Below are 21,002 nucleotides of genomic sequence, written 5' to 3'. Positions count from 1 at the left end.
CCGCCTCGTTGGGCCGAGGACACTTCAGTCGAGCGAACGTCCTGCATCGAGCAGCTCCTCGAACTCCTCCTCGGGAGGAGTGATGTCTCGCAGGCCACGGCCGCCCATCCAGTCCCAGCGCGCGCCCACGGAGAACACGTTCTGCAACCCGAAGGGGTCCGACAGCAGCGCCCGGTCTTCCGCGAAGAGCATCAGCCGGTTGCCAGTCCCCGCCCACACGTTCCAATCCAACCTGCCCGCCACCCGGTGCCTCAGGTACGCCTGCGCGCGGTGCTCGTCCTGCATGCGGTACGTCAGCTCGTAGCCCAGCTCCGCCCGGGTGCCGCGCAGCGGCCCTCCCAGCAGGGCCGCCCACTTCGCGGCGCCGCCCGCGTGGTCCAGCGTGCCCAGGTCCGCGTTGGTGGTGGCGAACGTCCCCAGCGAGCCCACGTGGTCCTGGAAGGGCTGCCAGCGCAGCGTCAGCTTCGGCATCAGCCGGCGCGGGTGGTCCTCGCCGTAGCGCCAGAAGACGCTCTGGTCATACCGGTCCGCATCCACCGCCGAGCCGCCGTGCGACGTCTCCACCGCCAGACCCAGCGAGGGCACCAGCCCCAGGTCCGGGCTCAGCCGCACCCACCGGTCCACCGTGGCCCGGCCGCGTGCGCTCCAGCGCAGCGTGTCCTCCACCGACTGCGTGAAGAACGCGCCGTGCAGGTTCAGCCGCAGGCTCAGTGGCAGTCGCGTCAGGTAGAGGTTGGTGTTTGCGCCGAACACCGTGGGCTGGCCTACCGGGTAGCGCGCCTCGGGCTCGAAGCGCAGCCACGCGCGGTCCTCCACCAGCTCGCGGCGCAGGCCCAGGCGCACGTCCATGCCCGAGCGCAGCGGGCGCCCGATGACTTCGCCCTCTTCGACTTCCTCGCGGCGGAAGGCCAGCTCCGCGGAAATCATCCCCAGGCCGTGCGGCGCCTCCGCGGGCGGCACGCCTTCGGGCAGCAGCGACAGGCGCGGCGGCAGCGCGGGCCATGGCAGCGGCTCCAGCCCGGAGGACGCCTGCTCCCACCAACGCCCCGGCGCCGCAGCCGGCGGCTCCGTCACGCCCAGCTCGACGCGCACCAGCGCCTCGCCCTCGGGGGACTCCAGGCGCACCTGGTGCGGGCCCTTGCCGGGCAGCAGCAGCCACGTCTCACCCGCGCGGCCCACTGGACCGGCGAGGCCCGTCACCGTGGGGTCCGCGTCCTCCGGCAGGCCCAGGCGCACCGGCGGGCCGTCCTCCGTGCCTGCGCCGCCCGTGCCGTCACCGGAGGGCACCACCACGCTGGACAGCAGCACGTGCCGTCCGGCCTGGGGCGACACCGCGCGAGCCTGGATGCGCAGCGCGCCCGGCCCGAGCACCGTCATCACCACCGGCGTGCCCGGCTTGCTGCGCAGCAACGTCAGCGGCTGCTGCGACGACAGCGCGGCCTGTCCACCTGCCACGGACGGGTCCACGAAGCGCACCAGGCCGAGGGCCGGCGTCGCGTTGCGCCCGTGCAGCACCTCCACCTGGTGCCGGCCGCGCGCGTCCAGCACGAAGGTGAGCAGCGCCGTCTTCCCGTCCTCCACCTGCTGCTCCACGACGGTGCGGCCGTCCACGCGCAGCGCGAAGGTGCACGGCGGCCGGGGGCCGTCCACGCCCACGCGCGGCGTGGAGCCACACAGCACCTGCGCACCCACGGGACGAGGCTCGCGCACGTCCATGCTCAGCACGCGCGAGCGGCCCGAGGGCAACAGCCGGCCCTGCTCCAGCGGCCACGGCGGCGCCAGCAGCGCCTTGCGCACCGTGTCTCCCGTCTCCGGCTCTTCCGGGTCACCGTCGGCGAGCGCGTCCAGCAGGCCCGCCGCCTGCTCCGCGTCGCGCAGCCGCTCCCAGTGCGTCCAGCGTCCCGCCAGCGCGCGCATGTGGCGCACGCGCGGGTGGTCCGCCCAGCCCTCGAGCTGCGCGGCCAGCGCGGCGCCCAGCGGGGCTCCGCCTTCGCTCCACGCCTTGGAGGAGGACTCCAGGCGCTCCAGCAGTCCCAGCGCTTCCAGGCCCACCTGCGGCAGGCCCGTCTCGCGGTACAGCGCCACCAGCGCGAGCGCCGCCGCCTCGTCCTGGCCGGACGCCGCCAGCCAGCGCGCGCGCAGGTAGCGCTTCGCCACCGTGCCGGTGCCGTCGGCGGTCAGCGTTTCCAGCGCACGCTTCGTGCCCACCTCGCGCGCCTTCGCCACGCGCGCCGTGAGGTCTTCCTTCTCCGCGCCCGGGAGCACGGAGTACGCGGGCGACATCAGCGTGGGCGCAGTGATGGCCTGGCTGAAGCGCACGCCCTCGCGCGAGTCGTCCTGCAGGCGGCCCAGCAACGCGAGCAGCCGCCGGGACTGCTCCGGCGACAGCCTCTGCTGGTCCTTCATCAGGGGCACCAGGTCCGCGCGGGCGAAGCCGTCTTCCTGCAGCGACAGCAGCAGCTCCGCGCGGGCCAGCCGTGGCTCCGCGTCTTCTGGCGCATCGCGCAGCCGGCGAGACAGCGTCAGCAGCGTGTCCATGGCCGAGGCCCCCGCGAGCGCCACGGCGGGCGCCACCGCGTCGAGTGAGCCCGCCGCACTCCGGCGCACCGACAGTGAGGCGACGAGCGACGGGGCCTTGCCCTCCACCTCGAACCACACCTCGCGCGCCAGCGGCGGCAGCATCACCACCGCGGACACCGGCGCGGCGGACGTGCCCTCCGCGCCCTCCAGCGCGTGGTGGCTGGAGCCCGCGCGGCCCGGCATCAGCACCAGCTTCTGCGGCCGGCCCACGTCCGTGTGCAGGCGCAGCGTCACCGGCTTCGACACATCCCCGAGCCCGCGCAATTGCAGCCGCACCGGCGTGGGCAGCTTCGCGTCCGGCACCAGGAATCGCACCGCCTTCTTGCCCACGCGCACCGGCCACTGCGTGCGGATGTAGCCGACCTCCGCCACCGCGCCGGGCGTCCCGGTCGGCGGCAGCGAGAGGAAGGCGCGCGCGTCGGCTCCGCCCTCCAGGCGCACGGTGTGGTCACCGGGCGGCAGGGCAATCTCCACGGGCTCCACCGCGGCCAGAGGCAGCAGCGGGAAGGCCTGCTCGCCGACGCGCAGCACCATCGGCGTGCCCGCTCGAGATGGGGCGACCACGTACGCGCGCAGCAGCGTCGGCGCCTCGGCGGGGCCGGTGGCGTGCACGTGGGTGGTGGCTCCCGGCGTCAGCGGCCAGAGCGCACCGCCCGCGGGCGTGCCCTCGTCGTCATCCATGGCCTGCACGTCCAGCCAGCGCGTGGGCAGCAGGGTGGGGGCGTCCTCTTCCGGCGTGGGCGTCACGCGTGACCACCGGCTCGCACGCCACCATGCGGAGCGGTAGCGGCGGCGAATCTCCTCGGAGAGCGGCTCGGCACGCCATGCGAGTTCCAGCGCGGCCAGCTCGCGGCTGCGCAGCGGGTCTCCCAGCGGGAGCCGCGACACCAGCCCGGCGGCCTCGGCGGCGAGCCAGCCCGGCTCCGGGAAGGACGGCGCCGTGCCCAGCAGGGCGTGCGCCTCGTCCGTCTGCCGCATGTCGAGCAGCATCCGCGCAGCGCGCAGTCGCAGGTGCCAGGCCAGGGGCGTGGGGGCCGCCTTGCCTTCCAGCGCGCGAAGGGCTTCCACCGCCTCCGGCACCCGGTCTCCACTCGCCTCGTCCAGCGCCACCAGCGCGCGGAGCAGGGGAGACAGGTCCTTCGTGTCGGTGACGGCGGTGAGTCCGGCATCTCCCGAGGCCAGCTCCGGCGCGAGCACGACGAGCTGACGGCGCAGCAGCGCGGCGCGCGGTGAGGCCTCCGCCTTCACCGCGTCCCACGCCTTGCGCGCGTGGTCCACCCAGGTCGCCTCGTGCGCCAGTGCTTCGCCCAGCTTCGGACGGCGCGACACCACGCGGGCGCGGAGGAGCACGCTGCTGCCGTCCCAGAACACGCGGTAGGCGTGCTTGCCCGGGCGCAGTGCGACGCGCACCTCGTTCTCGATGCCGACCCGCTCTCCCGTGGGGAGCAGGCGCGGCCGGCGGTCCTCGGGCAGCGCAACGTCGGCCGCGCCCTCCACCCAGGCCGGCTCCGGCGCCACGTCGGCGAGGGCCAGCGTCGCGCCCTCACTGCGCACCTCCACCGCGACGGGCGGCGTCTCCGTGCCCTGCAGCACCGGACGCACCTCCAGCGCGAGCACGCCGGGGCCTTCCAGCTCCACGGCCCAGCTTCCGGTGCCCTCCTCGGGGCGCACCCAGGGCGCGTCCATTCCCTCCAGCGACACCTCCGCGCCGGGCGGGCGGGGACGGGAGACGCGCAGGCTCGGGCCGCGCAGCGGGGACACCTGGGTCCACTCGCGCAGCGCCGCGGCCTTGCGCCAGTCGCGCAGGGCGGTGCGCAGCGGCGCGCTCTCCGGCACGCCCTCCGCGAGCGCGGCCTCCAGCTCCGCGTCCAAATCCAGCCGCGTGCGCAGCGACGCCTGGAAGGGCAGGGGCGGGCGCGAGCCCTGGCCGTCCACCCAGCGCAGCAGCGCCTCGCGCATGGCCTCGTCGGTGTGCGTCGTCTCGAAGGGCGTGGGACGCTCCACCCAGACGCGGCCGGGCTTCGTGGCCGTCACCACCCAGATGCTGCCCGGGCCCATGGGCTCGGCGAGGTACCAGCGGCCGGGCTTCTCCGGCACGCCTTCCTCTTCCAGTCTCAGGTGCGAGCCCTGCGCGTCCGTCGCCACGGGCACGCGCACGAAGCGCAGCGTGCCGGGCGCGCCGGTGACGCGGGCCACGTCCAGCGGACCCAGCCACAGCGCGGCGCCGCGCTCCGGCCCCACCTCCACGGCACCCGTGACTTGCGGAACCCCGTCCGGCACGTACGGCGCGACGGCGCGCACGTCCGCGGTGGGAACGGGGGCGCGCACCGGGCGCGGCTCCCAGCTCAGTCCTTCCACCGAGCGGAGCGCCTCCGACGGCGAGGCGGCGAGCACTGCCACCGGCAGCAGGGCGACGAGCCCTGCCAGCGAGACGAGACGGGTGCGGCGTCGAAGCGGAAACATCGGCGCTCAATCCTCCAAGGGTGCGAACAGCACGTGCCCCAGCCGCGCCAGCCGCTCTCCGGAGGAGAGGGACTTGCGGGCCTGGGCCGACAACTCGAGATGGAGGAAGCGCGCGCAATCGTAAGCCTGCAGCAGCCGACCCTGGGCGTTCTGCGTCCCGCCCAGCACCTGCGTCCCTTCCGGGTACAGGCGCACTCCCTCACCCCACAACTTCACCAGCCGCTTCGACACCCGCCGCGCCCACGTCGTGGGCTCGCGCGTGCCGGAGCTGACCACTGCAATCAAAGACTTTTCCCGCAGCCCGCTCTCCGCCTTCGCGGTGCCGAAGCCGTGGAGCTGCACCACGCGCGGCGCGGCCAGCGTGCGCGCCACCTGGTTCGTCACCTCCTGGAAGAGGTGGTCCGGGTTGTGCGCGACGTCCGCCGGGTGCTCCGGGTCCTCGGGCGTCTCGCCCGGGCTGCCGTGGTAGCGGTGCGCGGTGGCCGTCATGAAGATACGAGGGCGCTCGCTCTTGAGCCCACAGGTGAAGAGCCCGACGCCGATGCCCTCGGTGCCCTTGTCGAACCAGGGATGCGGCACCTGCACCACGTCGTCCGTGGCGGGCCCGGTGCGGATGACGTAGGCGCCCGCGCCGCGCAGCCGCTCGGGCTTCTCGCGCAGCACCCAGAAGGTGTCATGCTTCCCCTGCCAGACCTCCAGGCGGAAGCCCACGGAGGAGGCCAGCTTCTCCGCACCCGCGGGCAGCGTCGTCGCTTCCGGCGCGGCCTTCAGCAGCGCGGGGAGCAGCTTCGCGAAGGCGGCGCGCTCCTCCAGCGTGGTGGGGTGGAACTTCACGTCGGCCAGCTTCGGCCACAGTCCGGCGAAGCGTGCGTCGGGGGCACAGCCCTTGATGGGGCGGACCGGCGGGGTGGCGTCGTCCGCCTCGGAGGCGGAGGTGGCCGCTCCGTCCGTGCCGGACTCAGTGCCCACGGTTTCCTCGTCCTGTTCCGAAGTGCTTCGCGGCGCGGTGCGCGTGGGCTCCTCGTGCTTGGAGACGGGCCTGTCGACGGGCTCGGACGCCATGGCGAGCGGTGCCAGGCCGGGCGCCGCCAGGACACCCGCCGCCAGCCAGCGCGCGGCCCCTCGGAACAGGCAGCGGCTCACAGCGCGTCCTCCAGCTCCCAGCCCGTGCGGTTCCACTCCTGCGTGGGCTGCTCGCTGCTCTCGTGGCCGAACATGAAGAAGCGCGTCCACAGCGGCGCGTCCCCCAGGCCCTGCGGCACCACGCGTACGTGATGCAGGCCCGGCGCCAGGTCCTCACCCAGCGTCACCGACACGGTGCGCGCGTACCAGCGCGCCTGCGGGCGGCCCGCGGGCGTGGCCGGTGCACGCGAAGATGCCGGCAGCGGCAGCACCCGCTCCGCGCGGGTGACACGGGGCAGCAGCACGCCACTTCGGCGGTGGGGCTGGCCGTTGTCCAGCGTCACCGACAGGCGCTGCTGCGGGCCGCTCTCCGGCTGCTGCGTGTAGACGACGATGTTGACGGTGACGGCGCCCGGGCCCGGCTTGCGCACCGGCACGCTCAGGCCCTCGCCGTTCATCCGGTACACGGTGCGGGCGCCCAGCCCGCTGCCCGCCACCGGCGGCCGGTTCAGCGTGGCCGTCAGTCCCTCGACGGTGGTGCGCAGCATCACCTCGTGCTCACCCGGCGGCAGCGGCGGCAGCAGCTCGCGAGCGCGGGTGGAGCGCAGCGTCCAGCGGTGCACCGGCTCTCCGTCCAGCACCACCTCGACTTCACTGCCCAGGCCCTCGGCGCCTTCCAGCGACAGGCGCAGCTCCGGCCGCGACGGCGAGCGCACGTCGAAGTGCGTGCGCACCGCGCGCCCCGGCGTCAGCAGCGTGGACAGTGCGCGCGTCGCGTCCGCGGCACCCTGCACCGGCTCCAGCACCTCCTGCGTGTCGGGGCTGCCCAGCGGCTTGAGCACCACCGTGGTGCCCGAGGGCGCGGACACCGTCTCCAGTCCCTCCGGCTCCAGGCGCACCTGGCTGAGCAGCTCCAGCCGTGCCCCGCGCCGGGTCAGCTCCGTCACGTTGGCCGGGCGCAACGGGTACCAGGTCCGCCGGTCCAGCGGCGCGTTGCGCCAGCGCACGCCTTGAAGGCCGTCATCGAGGTACGGCGCCAGCCCCGCGAGCCCGCCCTGGGGCTGCAGGAAGGTGGAGAGGAACACCGCCGTCGGCTTCGACGCGTGCAGCCGCACCTTGCGCGCTCCGGCCGGCAGGAACACCCGCGCGCTGGTGGGCACGGACACCGGCATCGGCCGGTCCGTCACCTCACCCGTGCTCGCGCCCGTGGCCGCTGCGTGCGCCTCGGAGCAGGGCAGCAGCTGGCCGGGAACCTGCGGCAGGTCCGCGCTCTCGAAGGTGGCAGGCTGGGCCGCCACGTCCATGCGCGTCTGGTCCATCACCTTGCCGCGTGCGTCCAGCACGGTGAGCAGCAGGTCCGAGGCCTTCTCGCCCGCGGCCCCGGTGACGCCGAGCCGCCGCGCGTCCAGCCGCAGCAGGCGACCCGCGGAGTCCATGTTGGTGTCCAGGTCCAGCTCCAGCGTGGCGCAGCCCGGGCCGGTGACGAACGCCTCGGTGCGGCGCGTGTCGGGGAGCCAGGCGATGCGCGCGTCGGGCTGCGCGATGGGGCGCAGTTCATCCGGCGCGAGCCAGGCACCCGCCGGCCCTTCCACCGTGTAGCGCAGGTCCTCCTTGCCCACGTTGTGGAGGGAGAGCGTGTGCAGGCCCTCCGGCACGTCGAGCACGTGCGACACCGGGGCGCCGCTGCTCAGCGCGGGTAGGTCCCAGGTGTGCTCCGCACCAGTGGGGCCCAGGGCGCGGACCGTCACGGGGCCCGCGGGCGTGGGCGTGCCGCCCTCGGTGTCCGGCGTGGTGCTCCACAGCCACAGCACCGCCTGCGTGGGGCCGGTGACATTGAGGGCCACCGCGCTGCCGGCGCCCAGCCGCTCCTGCGCGGACTCGGCCACCTCCACCAGCGGCAGGCGGAACGGGGTGCGGTAGACGGGCTCGATGAAGTAGTCGGTGCCGGCCTCGCCCTCGGCGCTCAGCCGCTCCCACTTCTCCTCCGCCAGCTTGTGCCGCGTGGCCGCGGACAGCTTCTCGAAGGGGAGGAAGGTGGTCCGCTCCACGCGCTCCTCGGCGCGCAGGTCGTCCGCGCGCTGCGAGGACAGGAGCGGCAGCCTCCGCTGGGTGCGCACGTACACGCGCACCAGCAGCGTGCCGTGGATGCCCGCCGGCTTGAGGTAGATGACCGCCGGCTCCGGGCGCGGTGGCGGCGGCAGGCGCACGAGGAACTCGCGCTCGTCCGTCACCTGGACGTTGGGGTCCGTGGCGAAGGCGCTCTCCTGCAGCCAGGTGCCGTCCTCCTGGGGCTGGGCCTTGCTCTGCCGCGTGCGCGTGAAGAGGGGCTTCTCCATCAGCACCTGGTCCGGGCCGCGCAAGAGCACCTTGAGGCCGTACTGGTACTGGCGCTCGGGGCCGTAGGTGGTGCCCTCGGGCAGCATCAGGTGCGAGACGACGCGGAGCTCCTCGGCGTCCGAGGGCACCTTCACGCGCATCTCCTCGCCCGGCTTCAGCCGGTAGAAGACGAGCCGCTCGGCACGGGCGAACTTGTCGTCGCGCAGCGCGGTGGTGGAGCCGGCGCTCTTCACCACGCTGGCGCTCGCGGCGTAGATGAGTCCCAGGGTGACGACCAGGCCCACCAGGGCCAGCAGGGCGCGAGATTTCGTCTTCATCGCCGTCCCTCCGAGGACGTCAGCTCGCCGGTGAGCACCACGGGCCTGCGGTGGCGCAGGGCCTCGTCCACGGCCTCCTCCAGTCCGTCGACTCCAGCCACCAGGTCCACCCGCTTCTGCGGCGCCGGGTGCTGCTGGAGGAAGTACACGCCGCGCAGCACGTGCCGCCCCTGCCGCGCCTCCACCACCAGCCAGGGCAGTCCGTACGTCGCGCTGTAGCCCGCGCGCACCGACTGCGTCACCGCGCCGGAGCGGCCCGCCCGGGCCAGCATCCGCAGCTCATGCACGTTCTGCTGTAGCACGTAGCGCTCGGCGCTCGCGGTGAGCGCGGCGAAGCGCTCCTGCAGCGCCGCGGGCACGGGCCGTGTCGACACCTGCAAGCCGGGCTTCAGCAGCGCCTGGAGCGGGGTGTCCTCGGCCGGCGCCGGCTTCGCCAGGCCCGCGAGGGCCAATTCCGAGGCGACGAGGCGAGGGCCGACGAAGGCGCCGCGCAGCGGCTCGGACAGCCACAGCGTGGCGACGCGCGCCCCGCCGAAGGTGCGGGAGAAGGCCGCCTGCGGGCTCGCGTCCGACAAGCCCGCCAGCTCCGGCGAGCCGTCGTGGTAGCGCACGCGCGAGGACAGCCAGCCCAGCGGGCCGCTCTTCGCCAGCAGCCGCTCCAGGTCCGCGGGGCGCTGGTCCGGCTGCAGCACCGGGCCGCCCACGTCCACCAGCACGTCGGCATTCACGGCGGGCCGCCCCGAGTAGCCGCGCACCTGGAGGACCAGGCCGCTCCCCTCGGGCAGCGCGCGGTGCACGGCCTGGTGGAAGGCCTGGAAGGTGGTGCGCAGCTGGCCCTGGGTGGCCGGGTGGAGCGCCTCCGCGGAAGCGCCCGGCATGGCCACCACCAGCGCGCGGCCGCGTGCCTCCTGCCACGCCTCCAGCGCCACGGCGAGCGTGCCCTGCTCACGGTCCGGCGCGGGCACCCCGAAGGCGAGCGTCCCCGCGCCCGGGCGCACCAGCAGCGCCGCACCGGCGCGGCCGGACTGGCCCTCCGTGTCCGTCACCCACCAGCAGGGGCCGCTGTCGGCGCAGCCCTCCACGGGGCGCACCTCCATGCCCATGAGGCCCGCCATGGCCGCGGCCCAGCGCGCGCGCAGCGGCTCCGGCACCGTCGTCCCACCACCGCCCAGCAGCGGCGCGGCCACCTGCTGCTCCAGCACCAGCAGCTCCGCGTCGGAGGGCTGCGGCGCGGCCCCTTCCGCGTACGGCGAGGACTCCGGGGGCGACAGCAGCGCGGCGCGGGCCTGCGCCTGCGTGAGGGGCGCGGGCAGCTCCGGCAGTCCCTCCAGCGCCATCGTGGCCAGGTCATGCGGGTGTGCGCGCAGCACGCTCAGCCGCGCCTCGCCCCAGGACTGGCCGGGCTCGGGCGGGGCCACGTCCGTCACCGTCGTACCGGGCCACAGGCGCTCCAGCGCGCCGGGGACCTGGCCGCCCGGCACATGCAGCTGCGCCTTGCCGGGCGCCAGCGCGGCGTCGGCGCGCACCTGCACGCGCTCGCTCGAGGACAGCGCCACGTGCGCGTTGCGCAGGGGCGCGTCCGGCTCGATGAGGGCGTCACCCGTGGGCAGTCCGGCGCCCACCGTGTCCAGTCCGCTGGCGATGATGGCGCGGCAGCGCACGCGCTCGCAGAGGGCGGCGGCGGCCTCGGCGCTCGGGGCCTCCGTCAGCGGACGAGGCACCTCCAGCACGGGCCCGGGCGCGCCCGGCACCAGCACCGCGGTGTCCCAGCCCAGCTTGCCTTCCACGCGCTCGCGCTCCACCAGCGCGAAGCGCTCGGGCCTTCCAGCGGGCGTGTTGGGCAGCGCGCGCAGCTCCAGGCCCAGCGCCTGGGCGCGCTCGCGCACCGTGCGCTCTCCTTCGATGCCGCCCGACTCCAGCCACGTGCCCACGTCGCGCCACAGCGCCACGTACTGGCGCAGCTCGCTGTTGCGGCGGCGCAGCGGCACGCCGCTGGCGTCGTTCTCACGCGCGGTGGCGCGAGCGAGCGCCATGACGCCCAGGGGACTCTTGTCCAGCCCCAGCCCCGGCGCCCGCGCGGTGAGCTGCTCCGCGGGCAGCGCGGTGGCGGGGCGCGGCTCCACCAGCGACAGGCCGAAGCCGACGAGGCTGCCCACGAGGAAGCCCGCCAGCGACGTGTGCACCGTGGCCAGCATCACCCTCGCCACGGCCTTCTTCTGGAGAATCTTCACCGCCAGCAGCGTGGGCACCAGGTAGCCGAAGCCGAACAGGTCCGTCACCTTCAGCCCCGGCACGCGTCCGCCCAGCGCCCAGCCGATACCCCACTTCACGACGAAGCCGAGACAGAAGACGAGCACCGTCTTTCTGGGTCCTTCCAGGTTGAGGGTGCGCAGGCCCGGCATGGCCAAGAGCGCGCGGGTGCCACCCACCAGCAGCAGCACCTCCAGCAGCGTGGCCACCAGCTTGGCCGGCTCCAGCCACGTGAGGGCGAGCAGCGCCGGCACGAGGATGCCGTTGAAGTCCCAGCCGTAGTTGAGGTTGAAGCGCGCGGCCAGCAGCGCCGTGGTGAGCAGGATGATGTAGGCCTTGGGACTGGCCAGGAAGTCCTGCGCCACGTCCTCGTACATCAGCTCCAGGCTGGAGAAGGACAGGTTGGTGGCAGGCAGCAGCACGAAGCGCAGGAGCGCGTAGGTGAGCACCACCGGCACGCCCACCTGCCACAGCCCGCGTCGCAGCTTCAGCTTCCAGAAGGCGTTGGCCGTCAGCGGCACCAGCACCAGGCCGATGCTGTGCAGGCTGCGGTCCAGGGCGAACGACGTGCCCCACCGCGCATCCAGCCAGCGGCCCACGTGCGGCAGCAGCACCGCCTCGCTGAGCGCGCGCACCAGCACGCTGGAGAGGACGATGGCGAAGAAGCGGTCTCTTCCGAAGAACTCGCTCCACGCTCCCGTCCGGCTCACCCAGGAGGAGAGCCCCAGCGCGAGCGCGTAGGTGAGCATCGCCTCCGCCACGACGGTGACGCCCGCCTCCGGGTGGATGACGAAGACGGAGGCCAGATAGCCAGGGACCACCAGGCCCACGAAGACCCACCCGAACATCTCGGTGAGCAGGGCGAGGATGAGCACGCCAACGAGCACCGCCGCCAGAATGGAGGTGTCGAGGCTGTAGGCCGGAAACAGGGTCAATGTGGAGAAGAGCGCCATGACGTCGCTCCGCGCCAAGCTAAGGAGCCTCTTCTCACCGGCCAGTAACGCCCTCCCGGGGACGTGCGTACCGTCGGCCAGGGAACCGACGGGACACGTCCGACTGCTGGCCGGTGGACAGTGCCACCGCCCGAAGGTGCAGCCGGGAGTCTTTGGGCGCGCGGAAGCGCGTGCGTCAGCGATTCAGCGGCACATGGAGTGCACGCACCGCGCGCCCGGGTGGATCAGAGACAGGCGGTGGAGCTGGCCGCCACGGGGCAGCCCAGGCCGTTGCCCGGAAGTGAGCACGGCACGGTGTCGGCCAGCGCCTGGATGACGGCGTCCGCCGCGGCGCCGGTGCCGCGCAGCGTCGCGGACTGCTCCAGGTGGAGGAAGCGGTCGCTGGCGGAAAGGGCGTCGGCGTAGCAGGCATCCCCGGCGCCATTGTCGATGCGGCCCTGGACGTTGGTGGTGCCGCACAGCGTGCGGTGCTTGCCGGAGTCGTCGGGCGCGTTGCACGAGAAGGCGCGGCGCGGGCCCGCGGGCAGGTGCTGGTTGAGGGCGTCGCGCAGGCGCACGGACAGCGAGCCGGCGCGGTCCGTCGAGGTGCCGTCGCTGACGACAGCGGCCTCGGGGCCGTTGCCCTCCACATCCATGCCGTGGACGCTCACCGCGATGCCGGCCGGGAAGGTGTCGCGCAGGGCGCGGTGGGCGGAGGTGAAGAAGTTGTTGGCGTAGTGCGCGGTGTCGGAGATGCGCAGGCCGGTGGTGCCGCACACGCCGGTGGTGCCGCTGCACGGGCTGGTCGCGGCGCCGGCGCAGCGGTTGGACCCGGTGATGAGCAGCGCGCGGGCGCCGAGCGCCACGAGCTGCTCCGCGCCCTGGCGCAGGGTGCCCTCGTCGGAGTCGGCGTGCGGCGTCTCCAGCCACAAGTCCCGCGCGGGCGCGAGGTTGATGATGAAGGTGCCGCCCCCGCGGCCCGGGGTCGTGTCCGCGAGGACGAGCCAGCCATGGCCGCTGTCGTCGTCACGGTAGGTGGAGAGCGAGTAGCCGAGCTGGGCGAAGTCCAGCACGCGCTCCGCGGAGGCGCCGGTGGCGAGCAGCTCCCGGAAGGCGCGCTCGAAGGCGGTGAGCTCGGTGCCGCCCGGCTCCCGGAAGCCCTCGCTCTTCGCCGCGGTGATGGGCACCGTGCCGAGCCACGTGCGCAGGCTTCCCTGCTGGACGGGCAGACCGGCGGGCAGCGCGCACTGGGTGAGCGGCGCGGGCGACGTCTCCGGCGTGGGAGGGGTGGCCTCGCCGGAGCCCGTCTCCGAGCCCGTCTCCGAGCCCGTTTCTGGCACCGAGGGCACGGAGGTTTCAGGCGTCGTGCCCGAGACCGGCTGGGACGGCGTGGAGGGCGCGGGGGACTCCACGGCACCCGGCGCGTCGGTCGGACTTCCACCACCGACAGCGCCGCCGGTGCAGCCGACGACGGCGAGGAGGAGCAACGAGAGGGCGAGCGAGCGCTTGGGGAAGGTCGTCGTCATTGACGAAACCGAACAGCCGACCGGTGGCGACCATTCTTTCGACCGAGTCCGGCACGGAGCGGGCCACGGGGCGGTCGCCCGCCCGTCCGCCCCACGGCTGGCGGGCCGTCAGTAGAAGAGGCGCGTCGACAGGATGAGGCGCACCGCATTGGCCGCGCGGCCGTTCTGGTCCTGCCGCCGGCCGAAGAGCAGCTCGGAGCCAATCTCGAAGGAGCGCATGGGCCGCACCTTGAGGTTGCCGGAGAGGTAGTGCGTCGTCTCCAGCGTGGTGCTGGGGAGCGACGCGGGCGGGGACACGTCCAGGTAGCCGTAGGCGAACGTGGAGGCGAGCCACTCCGTCCACTGCGGCTCGAGTCCGACGTAGAAGCCGAGCGACGTCACCGGCTCCAGCCGTCCCGGTGCGACGACGACCGCGTCCAGCCCCTGTCCCGTCAGGTCGCTGATGTAGCTGCCCAGGCCGCTGCCGTAGTGGACCTGGGCGGACGCGCGCCACTTCGAGGGCGCCCACGTCCACAGCCCGTTCAGCATGACGCCGCGGCCCAACGCGTTGTCGCCGGTATCGCCTTCGAGCTCGTAGTAGGAGAACCACCGCGCCAGCCCGGCCACGCGGAGGTTGCGCCCCGCGCCGAAGCTCCACTCCAGCGCGGCCGCCACGTCCGGCAGGGGCGTGCGCACCGCCTCCGCTTCAGCGTCGGCGAGCGTGATGTCCGGCTCCGGCCGCTCCAGCGACAGCAGCACGAGCAGCGGCCCCAGCGTGGGGCCATAGCGCAGCATCTCCCGCCGCGCGGCCAGCATGGAGCCCGGCCCCTGGAAGTCGAGCGTGTCGGGAATGGACTCCAGCCCCATGAAGGTGGACCACTTGCGTCCCGTCAGCAACGGGCCGACGGCGGCGTACACCTCGTAGACGCGGAAGTCGCCGCCGCTGGAGCCCTCGCCGTAGAAGTCGCCGGACACGTGGCCGATGAGCGGCCCCAGCCGCGACAGCTTGCCGCCCTCGAAGAAGAGGCGGCTCTGCTTCGCGTTGAAGTTGAGGTTGGGCCCGCGCAGCTGCGAGCCGATGGGGATGGAGGACGCGACGAAGTCCTCCTCGTTGGTGATGGGTCGGAAGTCGTAGTTGAGGTCCACCTTGATGCGGACGCGGAAGGTGACGTAGCCGCGCTTCAGGTCCTCCTCGGTGGCCGGCCCCGTCTTGACCACGATGCCCGTGAGGTCCGGGTCGATGAGGGCGCCCGGGACTTCCTCCGGCTCCGCCTCGGTGGTGGGCGGCTCGGGTTGCTCGGACTCGATGGCCTCCTCGGCCATGGGAGTGCCCCCGTCGGGGGCCGTGCCCGCGTCGGAGGCCGTGTCGGCGGGGCCGGGGGAGGGGAAGGCAAGGGCGCCGTCCGCGACGAGCGACAGGGCGCACAGCACCACCTGGCCGACGCTCCGCATGGGGCCCGCTCCCGGCTTCCGAGGGGGAAGTGGAGGGAGAGGATGCGGAGTCACCGCCGGGGCAGCACCACGCCCCGGGGTGCCGCGAGGCTGTCGACTACTCCTCTGCGCAGTCCATGCGCTGCTCGTTGCGGCGCAGCTCCCTGCGCGTCAGCGAGTCTCCGGACACGGTGAGGCGGGTGACCTCGTCCGCGCTCACCACCGAGTCGCACTCCGCCACCATCGCCGAGCACGAGCGGACGAACTCCACGACGCCGCTCTTGTCGCGGGTGATGTCCGACACGTGGCAGGCGAAGCCCAGGGGGCCCTTGCGCACGTCGCCCGAGAAGCGCTCCTGGCCCACCACGTCCCCGGTGTCGAGCAGCGCCCCCGACTTGTCCGTGAGCGCGAAGAGATAGTGGGTGCGCGTGTACGAGTCGCCGGGCTCGTCCCCCTCGGGCTCGCTGGACTCCTCGTAGGTGAGGACGCGGAGCATCCGGCCTTCCGGCAGCTTGAACTCGTGGGAGTCGGCCTGGAGGGTCGCGTCCTCCGTCTTCGGGCAGGCCAGCTTCTTCGCGGGGACCTTCACGTCGCGCGAGTAGGCGTCGGGCGCGACGAGCTTCAGCAATTCGAGGGCGCGCCCGCCCTCGTCCGCGGGACAGAAGCCGATGACCCACACCCAGAACCCGGGCTTGAGGCCGCGCACGGTGTTGCTCTGGACCAGCGTGGGGAAGCCCTCCGGAACGACGACGCCTCCGTCGGCGAGGAGCGTCTCGAGCTGCTTCCACGTGGGCTCCAGCGACTCCACGTCCGCCTTGTTCTTGGAGCCCTTCCAGATGAGCGCCACGGCCTCCTCGGCCCGCGCCTGGGGCGCCCACGCCAGTGCCAGCGCGAAGGCCGCCACGACGAGCGCGCGCGCAATCACGCCGCCCCACCCGCGCGCTTCAGGGCCTCCTCCACGTACTGGATGCCCCGGGGCGTAATCGCCTTGCCCTTCTTCGTGTCCTGCGCGTAGCCGCTGTGCAGGCGCAGCGCCTTGGCGGCGTTGGGCGCGGCGTACGTGACGCCCAGCTCGCCCCAGAAGCGCGACATGGTCCCCGACGTCACCTCCACGTCCGCCTCCACGGCGCGCGCGAGGTAGAGCGGGATGAGCGAGCGCACGAGCTGGTCCTTCTGCCGGCCCGCGGAGAGCAGCGCCTCGTACCGGGGGTGCGCCTTGAGCGCTTCCACCAGCCGGGCCACCACCACGGACGCGTCCTGCGGCGCGGCCGCCTCGCCTCCATTGCGCGCGGCCTTCTTCGGCTTCGCGCGGCTTCGGGACGCCGCGCCCTTGCGCGCCTTCGGGGCCTCCGCGCCGTCGCGGGCGGGGGCCTTCGCACCCTTCGCGGCACGGGCCTTCTTCACCTTCGCGCGACGGGCGGGCGCGGCCTTCGCGGGAGCGGGAGCTTCCGCCTCGGGGTCCACGGCCTCTGAAGCCGCGGCCTCGGCGACGGGGCGCGGGCGAGGCGTGCGCTCGACCACGGTCTGCGCGGGCGCTGGAGCCGGCGCCGACGCGCGCGGCGGCGGGGCCGGCCTCACGGCCTCGTTCCGCGGCGAATCCGGTTCGCGCGCATACCCCAGCAGCGCGCGCACCTCACCCACGACACCGCCCAACCCCACGTTCTGGAGCAGACCTTCCAACCGGGAAGTGAAAGACACCTGGCGAGCCCTCCTGGACCCGCGCACGTTACCCCAGGACGGGCCTGATCCGGATCAGGCCCCGAACGAAGGGCTCCCACCCCGGATCTTTCGGGGTGGGGGAGGCGCTTCCTGCGGGCTCCCCCAGAGGGGGAAGCCCCGTCTCACGGCAGGGTGTTGAACAGGCCCAGCGCGTTGGGGGCGCCCCACCCGGTGGGGATGTCCCAGCCGGGTCCGGAGACATACCCCCGGTCCGAGACGCCCACGGTGATGTCCCGGAAGGTGCCCTGGACGGCGGGCGTCGTGTAGAGCGTCGAGTTGAGCCAGCCGGCCACCGGCTTGTTCTCCGCCACGCGCGCGCTGTTCACCACGGCCACCAGCCCCGCGAAGACGGGCGAGGCGAACGAGGTACCCGTGTTGGGGCTGGTGGTGCCCAGCCACGTGTACCAGTAGCCGGTGTCCGCGTTGAGGGCCACGTCCGCCACGGCGCGGCGGGTCGGAGGCTTGGGCAGGCCCTGCTGCCACGCGGGCGTGGGGAACGTCGCGCTGATGCCCGAGCCCGAGTAGAGCCAGGTCACCTCGCTGGCCACCGTGTTTCCATTCATCTTCAGCTGGGTGCCGCCCACGGAGGTGACGTAGGGGCTGGAGGAGGGCACGTCCACGCCCGCCGAGTCACCGCCGGCCGCCACCACCGTGACGCCGAGCGCGGCGGCCATCATCGCGGAGGCGTTGTACTGCTCGTGCACCGCCTTCGGCTCCGAGTCCTCGCGGTGGGCGAACGAGTCGGTGATGACGGACACCTCGCCCCGGGCGATGGCCTCGTTGAAGGTGTAGATCATCGACGTGTTGCGGGCGTCGGGGCCCATGTAGACGAACACGTCTGCCTCGGGGGCCATGATGCTGGCCCACTCCACGTCGAGCTGCCCTTCGCGGTAGCGCGTGCCGGGCGCCTCCATGGTCTGCACCACGGTGGGGTCCGCGCGCTGCACGCCGAAGATCTTCCAGAAGGCGCGCAGGTCCTTCCACCGGAAGCCCGCGCCGATGACGACGCCCAGCTTCACGCCCTTGCCGCGGAAGCCGCGCTGGTACAGTGGCGCCATGCCATACGCGCTCGCCACCTGCTGCGGGGTGAGGCCGTCGGTGATGGGCTGCGGCTGATGGGTGGGCACCTCGCCGAACTCGCCGGGCAGCGGCCCGGGCTCGGGGGGCAGGTCCACGGCGACGATGGAGGCGATGCGGTCCTTCACGTACTGCGGCGCCTTGATTTCGACGTTGGGCGGCAGGCCGTAGACGTTGTGCGGGTCATTGCCGCCTTGAGGGGATTTGCGCTCCAGGATGATGAGCTGGACGCCGAAGGCCGCGTTGAACTGGGCCACGGTGCCGCTGAAGTGGATGAGCAGCCGGTTGGTGGCGACGCGCTCCACCTTCAGGCCCACCGACTGCAGGTGGTCTGTCACCAGCTTCACGTCCTGCTCCCACGGAGCGTGCCGGGCGTTCCACTGCTGCGGCGTCATGTAGCGGCGGAAGCGCTCGCTCTTCGGGTCATAGAGGTCCTTGAGGGTGGCCTCCAGCTCCGAGCGGTTGCGGATGGGCAGCGCCACCAGGGCGCGGATGAGGTCGGTGTTGGGCGCGGGGCCCAGGTCCGTGTAGACGCCGGGCATGGGCCCGGGCACGCCGTCCGGTGTGGGCGCGGGCGTCTCGTCCAGGTCGCCCACCGGCGGCGGGGCGTCCGGGTCTGGCGGAGGCGGCTGCGGTGGCGGCGGCTCGGGAGGTGGCGGTGGTGGCGGCGGTTCCGGCTGTGGCGTGGGCGTGGGCGCGGGCTGTGGAACCGGCTCGTCGGGATTGGTGCCGCTCGGCCTGGCGACGGACACCAGCCGGTCCGAGTCACGACAGCCGGCGGCGCCGAGCACCGTCAGGACCAGCAGGCCCGCAAGGATGCTTCCTCTCATGATGTGCTCCCCCACCCGTGCGGCGCGCCCCTACCGGCCGGCCGCCTCCCATCCCGCCCTCCTCTCGGAGGGCCCTCGGCATGACTGCCGGAGGGAAGGTGGGTGCGACGCGGAGGGTGTGCAACTGTTCGCCAGCGGGCAGACGCGGCTAGAGTGCGCGGACGCGTCCCCCCATGCGGCTGCTGCCCACTGCCCTCGTCCTCCTCCTTCTCGCGCCCTGCGCGGCCCTGGCCCAGGGTGACACCCGTCTTGCGTTCCTGGGGCGTCAGCTCCAGCAGGGCAAGGACCCGCGCACGCGCTCACAGGCGGCGCTGGTGCTGGGCGCCACGGAGGACCCGGAGGCGGTGCCCCTGTTGTGCGGCGCCCTGAAGGACGCGAGCGAGCTGGTGCGCGCGGCGGTGGCGAAGAGCCTGGCGAAGCTGCTGGAGCCGTCCGGGCTGGCCTGCCTCCAGGCGCACAAGGGCGAAGCGGACGCGGCGGCGAAGTCCGCGGTGGACGACGCGGTGGCGGTGCTGAAGGAGTACCAGGCGCGCCCGCCGCGCTTCTACGTGGCCATGGATTCGCTGAAGGACCGCACGGGGAAGCTGCCGGCGGACCTGGTGAAGGCGACCGAGGCGCGGCTGCGCTCGCGGTTGGTGCGCAGCGGCGGGCTGGTGGCGCCGGCGAAGGAGTCGAAGGCGGCGGCGAAGGGCGCGCTGAAGAAGCTGGGCGTGCACGGCTACCGCATCACCCCGGAGATTCAGGCGACGGAGAGCGGTGGGCTGAAGGTGGCCATCGTCTGCCTGACGTATCCGGACCTGTCGTTGATGGGGCAGGTGGAAGTGAACGCCGCGGGCGCGCAGCCCGGAGACCTCCTCAAGGCCCTGGTGCCGAAAGCGGTGGAGGAAGCGGCGGAAACCTTCGAGTGGAGCAGCGAGACATGACGACGACGACGGCTCCCATGGCGACGGCGAAGCGGCGCTGGCGCAACTTCCTTCTGGATACGGGCTTCCAGCTCAAGCTGACGGCGTACATGGTTGGAGTGACGCTGGTGCTGTCGGGGCTCTTGGGCGTGTTCCTGGTGCGCGCGGCGCGGACGCTGATGCGGGAGACGGCGACGGCGGTGGAGGCGCGCTCGCGAGCGGCGGAGGTGAGCCGTGAGCTGTCGGGCGCCACGCTCTCCAACGAGCTGCTGGCGCGGATGGATGACCCGACCTTCGAGGCCACCTTCCGCGAGAAGGCGCGCTCCATCGACGCGGCGTACGAGGCGGAGCGCTCGGCCATCGTCACCCAGCGCGCGGAGCTGGAGCGGCAGCAGCAGCTCACGTGGTGGGTGCTGGGCGGGCTGTTGACGGGCTTCACGGTGGTGGTGGCGCTGGGCACGATTGTCGTGACGCACCGGTTGGCGGGGCCGCTGTTGCGCATCCGCCGCATGGTGAACGAGGTCCACGACGGCAAGCTGCGGCCCCCGCAGTACGGCCTGCGCGACGGCGACGAGCTGCGCGAGCTCTTCGACGACACGCGGAAGATGGTGCAGCGGCTGCGCGACCAGCACGAGGAGGACGCCAACGCGCTGGCGAAGGCGCTGCTCGCCGCGGAGGGCTCTGGCGCTTCTCCGGAGGCCCTGGCGGAGCTGCGCACGCTGGAGGCCCGCTACCGCTCGCGGCTGGCGCAGTAGCGGGCTCGCTGTCTCAGTGCTTGCGTGGGCGGAGCTTTCGAAGCTCCGCCTTCAACGCGGACAGGTGCTGCTCCGCTTCTTCACGGCGCCGGGCTTCCTCCTCACGGCGCCGTGCCTCGTCCGCCAGCAGCCGCTCCGCCTTCCTGCGCCGCCGTGCTTCCGCATCGGCGCGCTGCTGGGCCTTCTCCACCTTCTCCCGGAGCTGCTCCAGCATCTCCGAGGACTCGAGCAGCAGCTTCTGGTCCGCCCACAGGAGCAGCCGGTCGTCCCGCACCTCCAGCTCCAGCCCCAGCACCTTCGAGGTGTAGCGCCCCTTCCGGGGCTTGATGGGCGTGTACGTGCGCGCCGAGCGCGTCTTCAGCCGGTAGCCCAGCAACTGCTCCCGCGCGCGGTCGTAGATGAAGTACTCGGGGATGCCGAGCCGCGCATACCGCTCCACGTTGTACTGGGCGTCCTTCTTCCGGTCTCCGCCGGAGTGCACCTCCATCACCCAGTCCAGGCCCTTGCCCTCGTGGGACACGAGCCACTTTCCGCGGCTGTGTGACTCGACGTCGAACACCACCAGCACGTCGGGCGCGAAGCGTCGCTCCGCGGGGTAATAGACGGGCAGCTCCGAGCCCACGTACACCTTGCGCCGCCGGTGGCCGAAGTAGCCCTTGAGCACGTCGAGGGCGCGGTGCTTGCCCTCCTGGTGCCTGTCACCCTCCGGCGGTGACATCTCCCTGTCCGTGACCTCGTCGGGCAGGGACTCCACCACCTCCGCCCGCTCCTCGGGCCCCATC

12 protein-coding genes are annotated in these 21,002 nt (G+C 73.4%); 2 read left to right on the top strand and 10 right to left on the bottom strand.

What is annotated here, in order from left to right; genetic code table 11:
• Positions 1-24: 24 nt before the first annotated feature.
• From G4D86_RS19035 to G4D86_RS18995, 9 genes are all read right to left on the bottom strand, one after another.
• Positions 25-5,043 carry a hypothetical protein gene (locus G4D86_RS19035; protein WP_163995392.1) on the bottom strand — a complete coding sequence of 1,673 codons (5,019 nt, stop codon included), beginning with the start codon at positions 5,041-5,043 and terminating at the stop codon, positions 25-27.
• 6 nt (positions 5,044-5,049) lie between these two features.
• Positions 5,050-6,186, bottom strand: a complete 1,137-nt coding sequence (locus G4D86_RS19030; RefSeq protein ID WP_163995391.1) for a hypothetical protein — start codon at positions 6,184-6,186, stop codon at positions 5,050-5,052.
• Entirely contained in the window at positions 6,183-8,819 is a 2,637-nt protein-coding gene (locus G4D86_RS19025) for a hypothetical protein (RefSeq protein WP_163995390.1), read from the bottom strand. The genes G4D86_RS19030 and G4D86_RS19025 overlap by 4 nt, the downstream gene beginning before the upstream one ends.
• Complete coding sequence (locus G4D86_RS19020) at positions 8,816-12,022, bottom strand: poly-gamma-glutamate biosynthesis protein PgsC/CapC (RefSeq protein ID WP_163995389.1); 3,207 nt, start codon at positions 12,020-12,022, stop codon at positions 8,816-8,818. Before G4D86_RS19020 ends, G4D86_RS19025 begins: the two co-directional genes overlap by 4 nt.
• A gap of 224 nt (positions 12,023-12,246) precedes the next feature.
• On the bottom strand, positions 12,247-13,527 hold the full coding sequence (locus G4D86_RS19015; RefSeq protein ID WP_163995388.1) for a RodZ family helix-turn-helix domain-containing protein: 1,281 nt from the start codon (positions 13,525-13,527) through the stop codon (positions 12,247-12,249).
• Positions 13,528-13,635: 108 nt separating this feature from the next.
• Entirely contained in the window at positions 13,636-14,958 is a 1,323-nt protein-coding gene (locus G4D86_RS19010) for a DcaP family trimeric outer membrane transporter (RefSeq protein ID WP_163995387.1), read from the bottom strand.
• Positions 14,959-15,055: 97 nt separating this feature from the next.
• On the bottom strand, positions 15,056-15,862 hold the full coding sequence (locus G4D86_RS19005) for a hypothetical protein (protein ID WP_163995386.1): 807 nt from the start codon (positions 15,860-15,862) through the stop codon (positions 15,056-15,058).
• Entirely contained in the window at positions 15,859-16,635 is a 777-nt protein-coding gene (locus tag G4D86_RS19000; protein ID WP_163995385.1) for a hypothetical protein, read from the bottom strand. The genes G4D86_RS19005 and G4D86_RS19000 overlap by 4 nt, the downstream gene beginning before the upstream one ends.
• 143 nt (positions 16,636-16,778) lie before the next feature.
• Complete coding sequence (locus G4D86_RS18995) at positions 16,779-18,563, bottom strand: S53 family peptidase (protein WP_275899124.1); 1,785 nt, start codon at positions 18,561-18,563, stop codon at positions 16,779-16,781.
• Between the two features lie 173 nt (positions 18,564-18,736).
• On the opposite strand from G4D86_RS18995, the gene G4D86_RS18990 reads away from it, so the two are divergent.
• Together G4D86_RS18990 and G4D86_RS18985 are read left to right on the top strand one after the other, a co-directional pair.
• Positions 18,737-19,486 carry a HEAT repeat domain-containing protein gene (locus G4D86_RS18990; RefSeq protein ID WP_163995384.1) on the top strand — a complete coding sequence of 250 codons (750 nt, stop codon included), beginning with the start codon at positions 18,737-18,739 and terminating at the stop codon, positions 19,484-19,486.
• Positions 19,483-20,220 carry a sensor histidine kinase gene (locus tag G4D86_RS18985; RefSeq protein WP_163995383.1) on the top strand — a complete coding sequence of 246 codons (738 nt, stop codon included), beginning with the start codon at positions 19,483-19,485 and terminating at the stop codon, positions 20,218-20,220. The genes G4D86_RS18990 and G4D86_RS18985 overlap by 4 nt, the downstream gene beginning before the upstream one ends.
• A gap of 13 nt (positions 20,221-20,233) precedes the next feature.
• On the opposite strand, the gene G4D86_RS18980 is transcribed toward G4D86_RS18985, so the two are convergent.
• Positions 20,234-21,001: a Uma2 family endonuclease gene (locus tag G4D86_RS18980; protein WP_240360336.1), complete on the bottom strand. Its 768-nt coding sequence runs from the start codon at positions 20,999-21,001 to the stop codon at positions 20,234-20,236.
• Position 21,002: the final 1 nt, after the last annotated feature.

The sequence above is a fragment of the Pyxidicoccus caerfyrddinensis genome (assembly GCF_010894405.1).
In the GTDB taxonomy this organism is placed as follows: domain Bacteria; phylum Myxococcota; class Myxococcia; order Myxococcales; family Myxococcaceae; genus Myxococcus; species Myxococcus caerfyrddinensis.
This window is presented reverse-complemented; position numbering and strand designations above follow the sequence as displayed.

Excerpts from the sequence above, each read along its gene's own strand:
- G4D86_RS18985 (WP_163995383.1), top strand. The coding sequence starts at position 19,483 with ATGACGACGACGACGGCTCCCATGGCGACGGCGAAGCGGCGCTGGCGC.
- G4D86_RS19025 (WP_163995390.1), bottom strand. The coding sequence starts at position 8,819 with ATGAAGACGAAATCTCGCGCCCTGCTGGCCCTGGTGGGCCTGGTCGTC.
- G4D86_RS19010 (WP_163995387.1), bottom strand. The coding sequence starts at position 14,958 with ATGCGGAGCGTCGGCCAGGTGGTGCTGTGCGCCCTGTCGCTCGTCGCG.
- G4D86_RS19015 (WP_163995388.1), bottom strand. The coding sequence starts at position 13,527 with ATGACGACGACCTTCCCCAAGCGCTCGCTCGCCCTCTCGTTGCTCCTC.
- G4D86_RS18990 (WP_163995384.1), top strand. The coding sequence starts at position 18,737 with ATGCGGCTGCTGCCCACTGCCCTCGTCCTCCTCCTTCTCGCGCCCTGC.
- G4D86_RS19035 (WP_163995392.1), bottom strand. The coding sequence starts at position 5,043 with ATGTTTCCGCTTCGACGCCGCACCCGTCTCGTCTCGCTGGCAGGGCTC.
- G4D86_RS19020 (WP_163995389.1), bottom strand. The coding sequence starts at position 12,022 with ATGGCGCTCTTCTCCACATTGACCCTGTTTCCGGCCTACAGCCTCGAC.
- G4D86_RS18980 (WP_240360336.1), bottom strand. The coding sequence starts at position 21,001 with ATGGGGCCCGAGGAGCGGGCGGAGGTGGTGGAGTCCCTGCCCGACGAG.
- G4D86_RS18995 (WP_275899124.1), bottom strand. The coding sequence starts at position 18,563 with ATGAGAGGAAGCATCCTTGCGGGCCTGCTGGTCCTGACGGTGCTCGGC.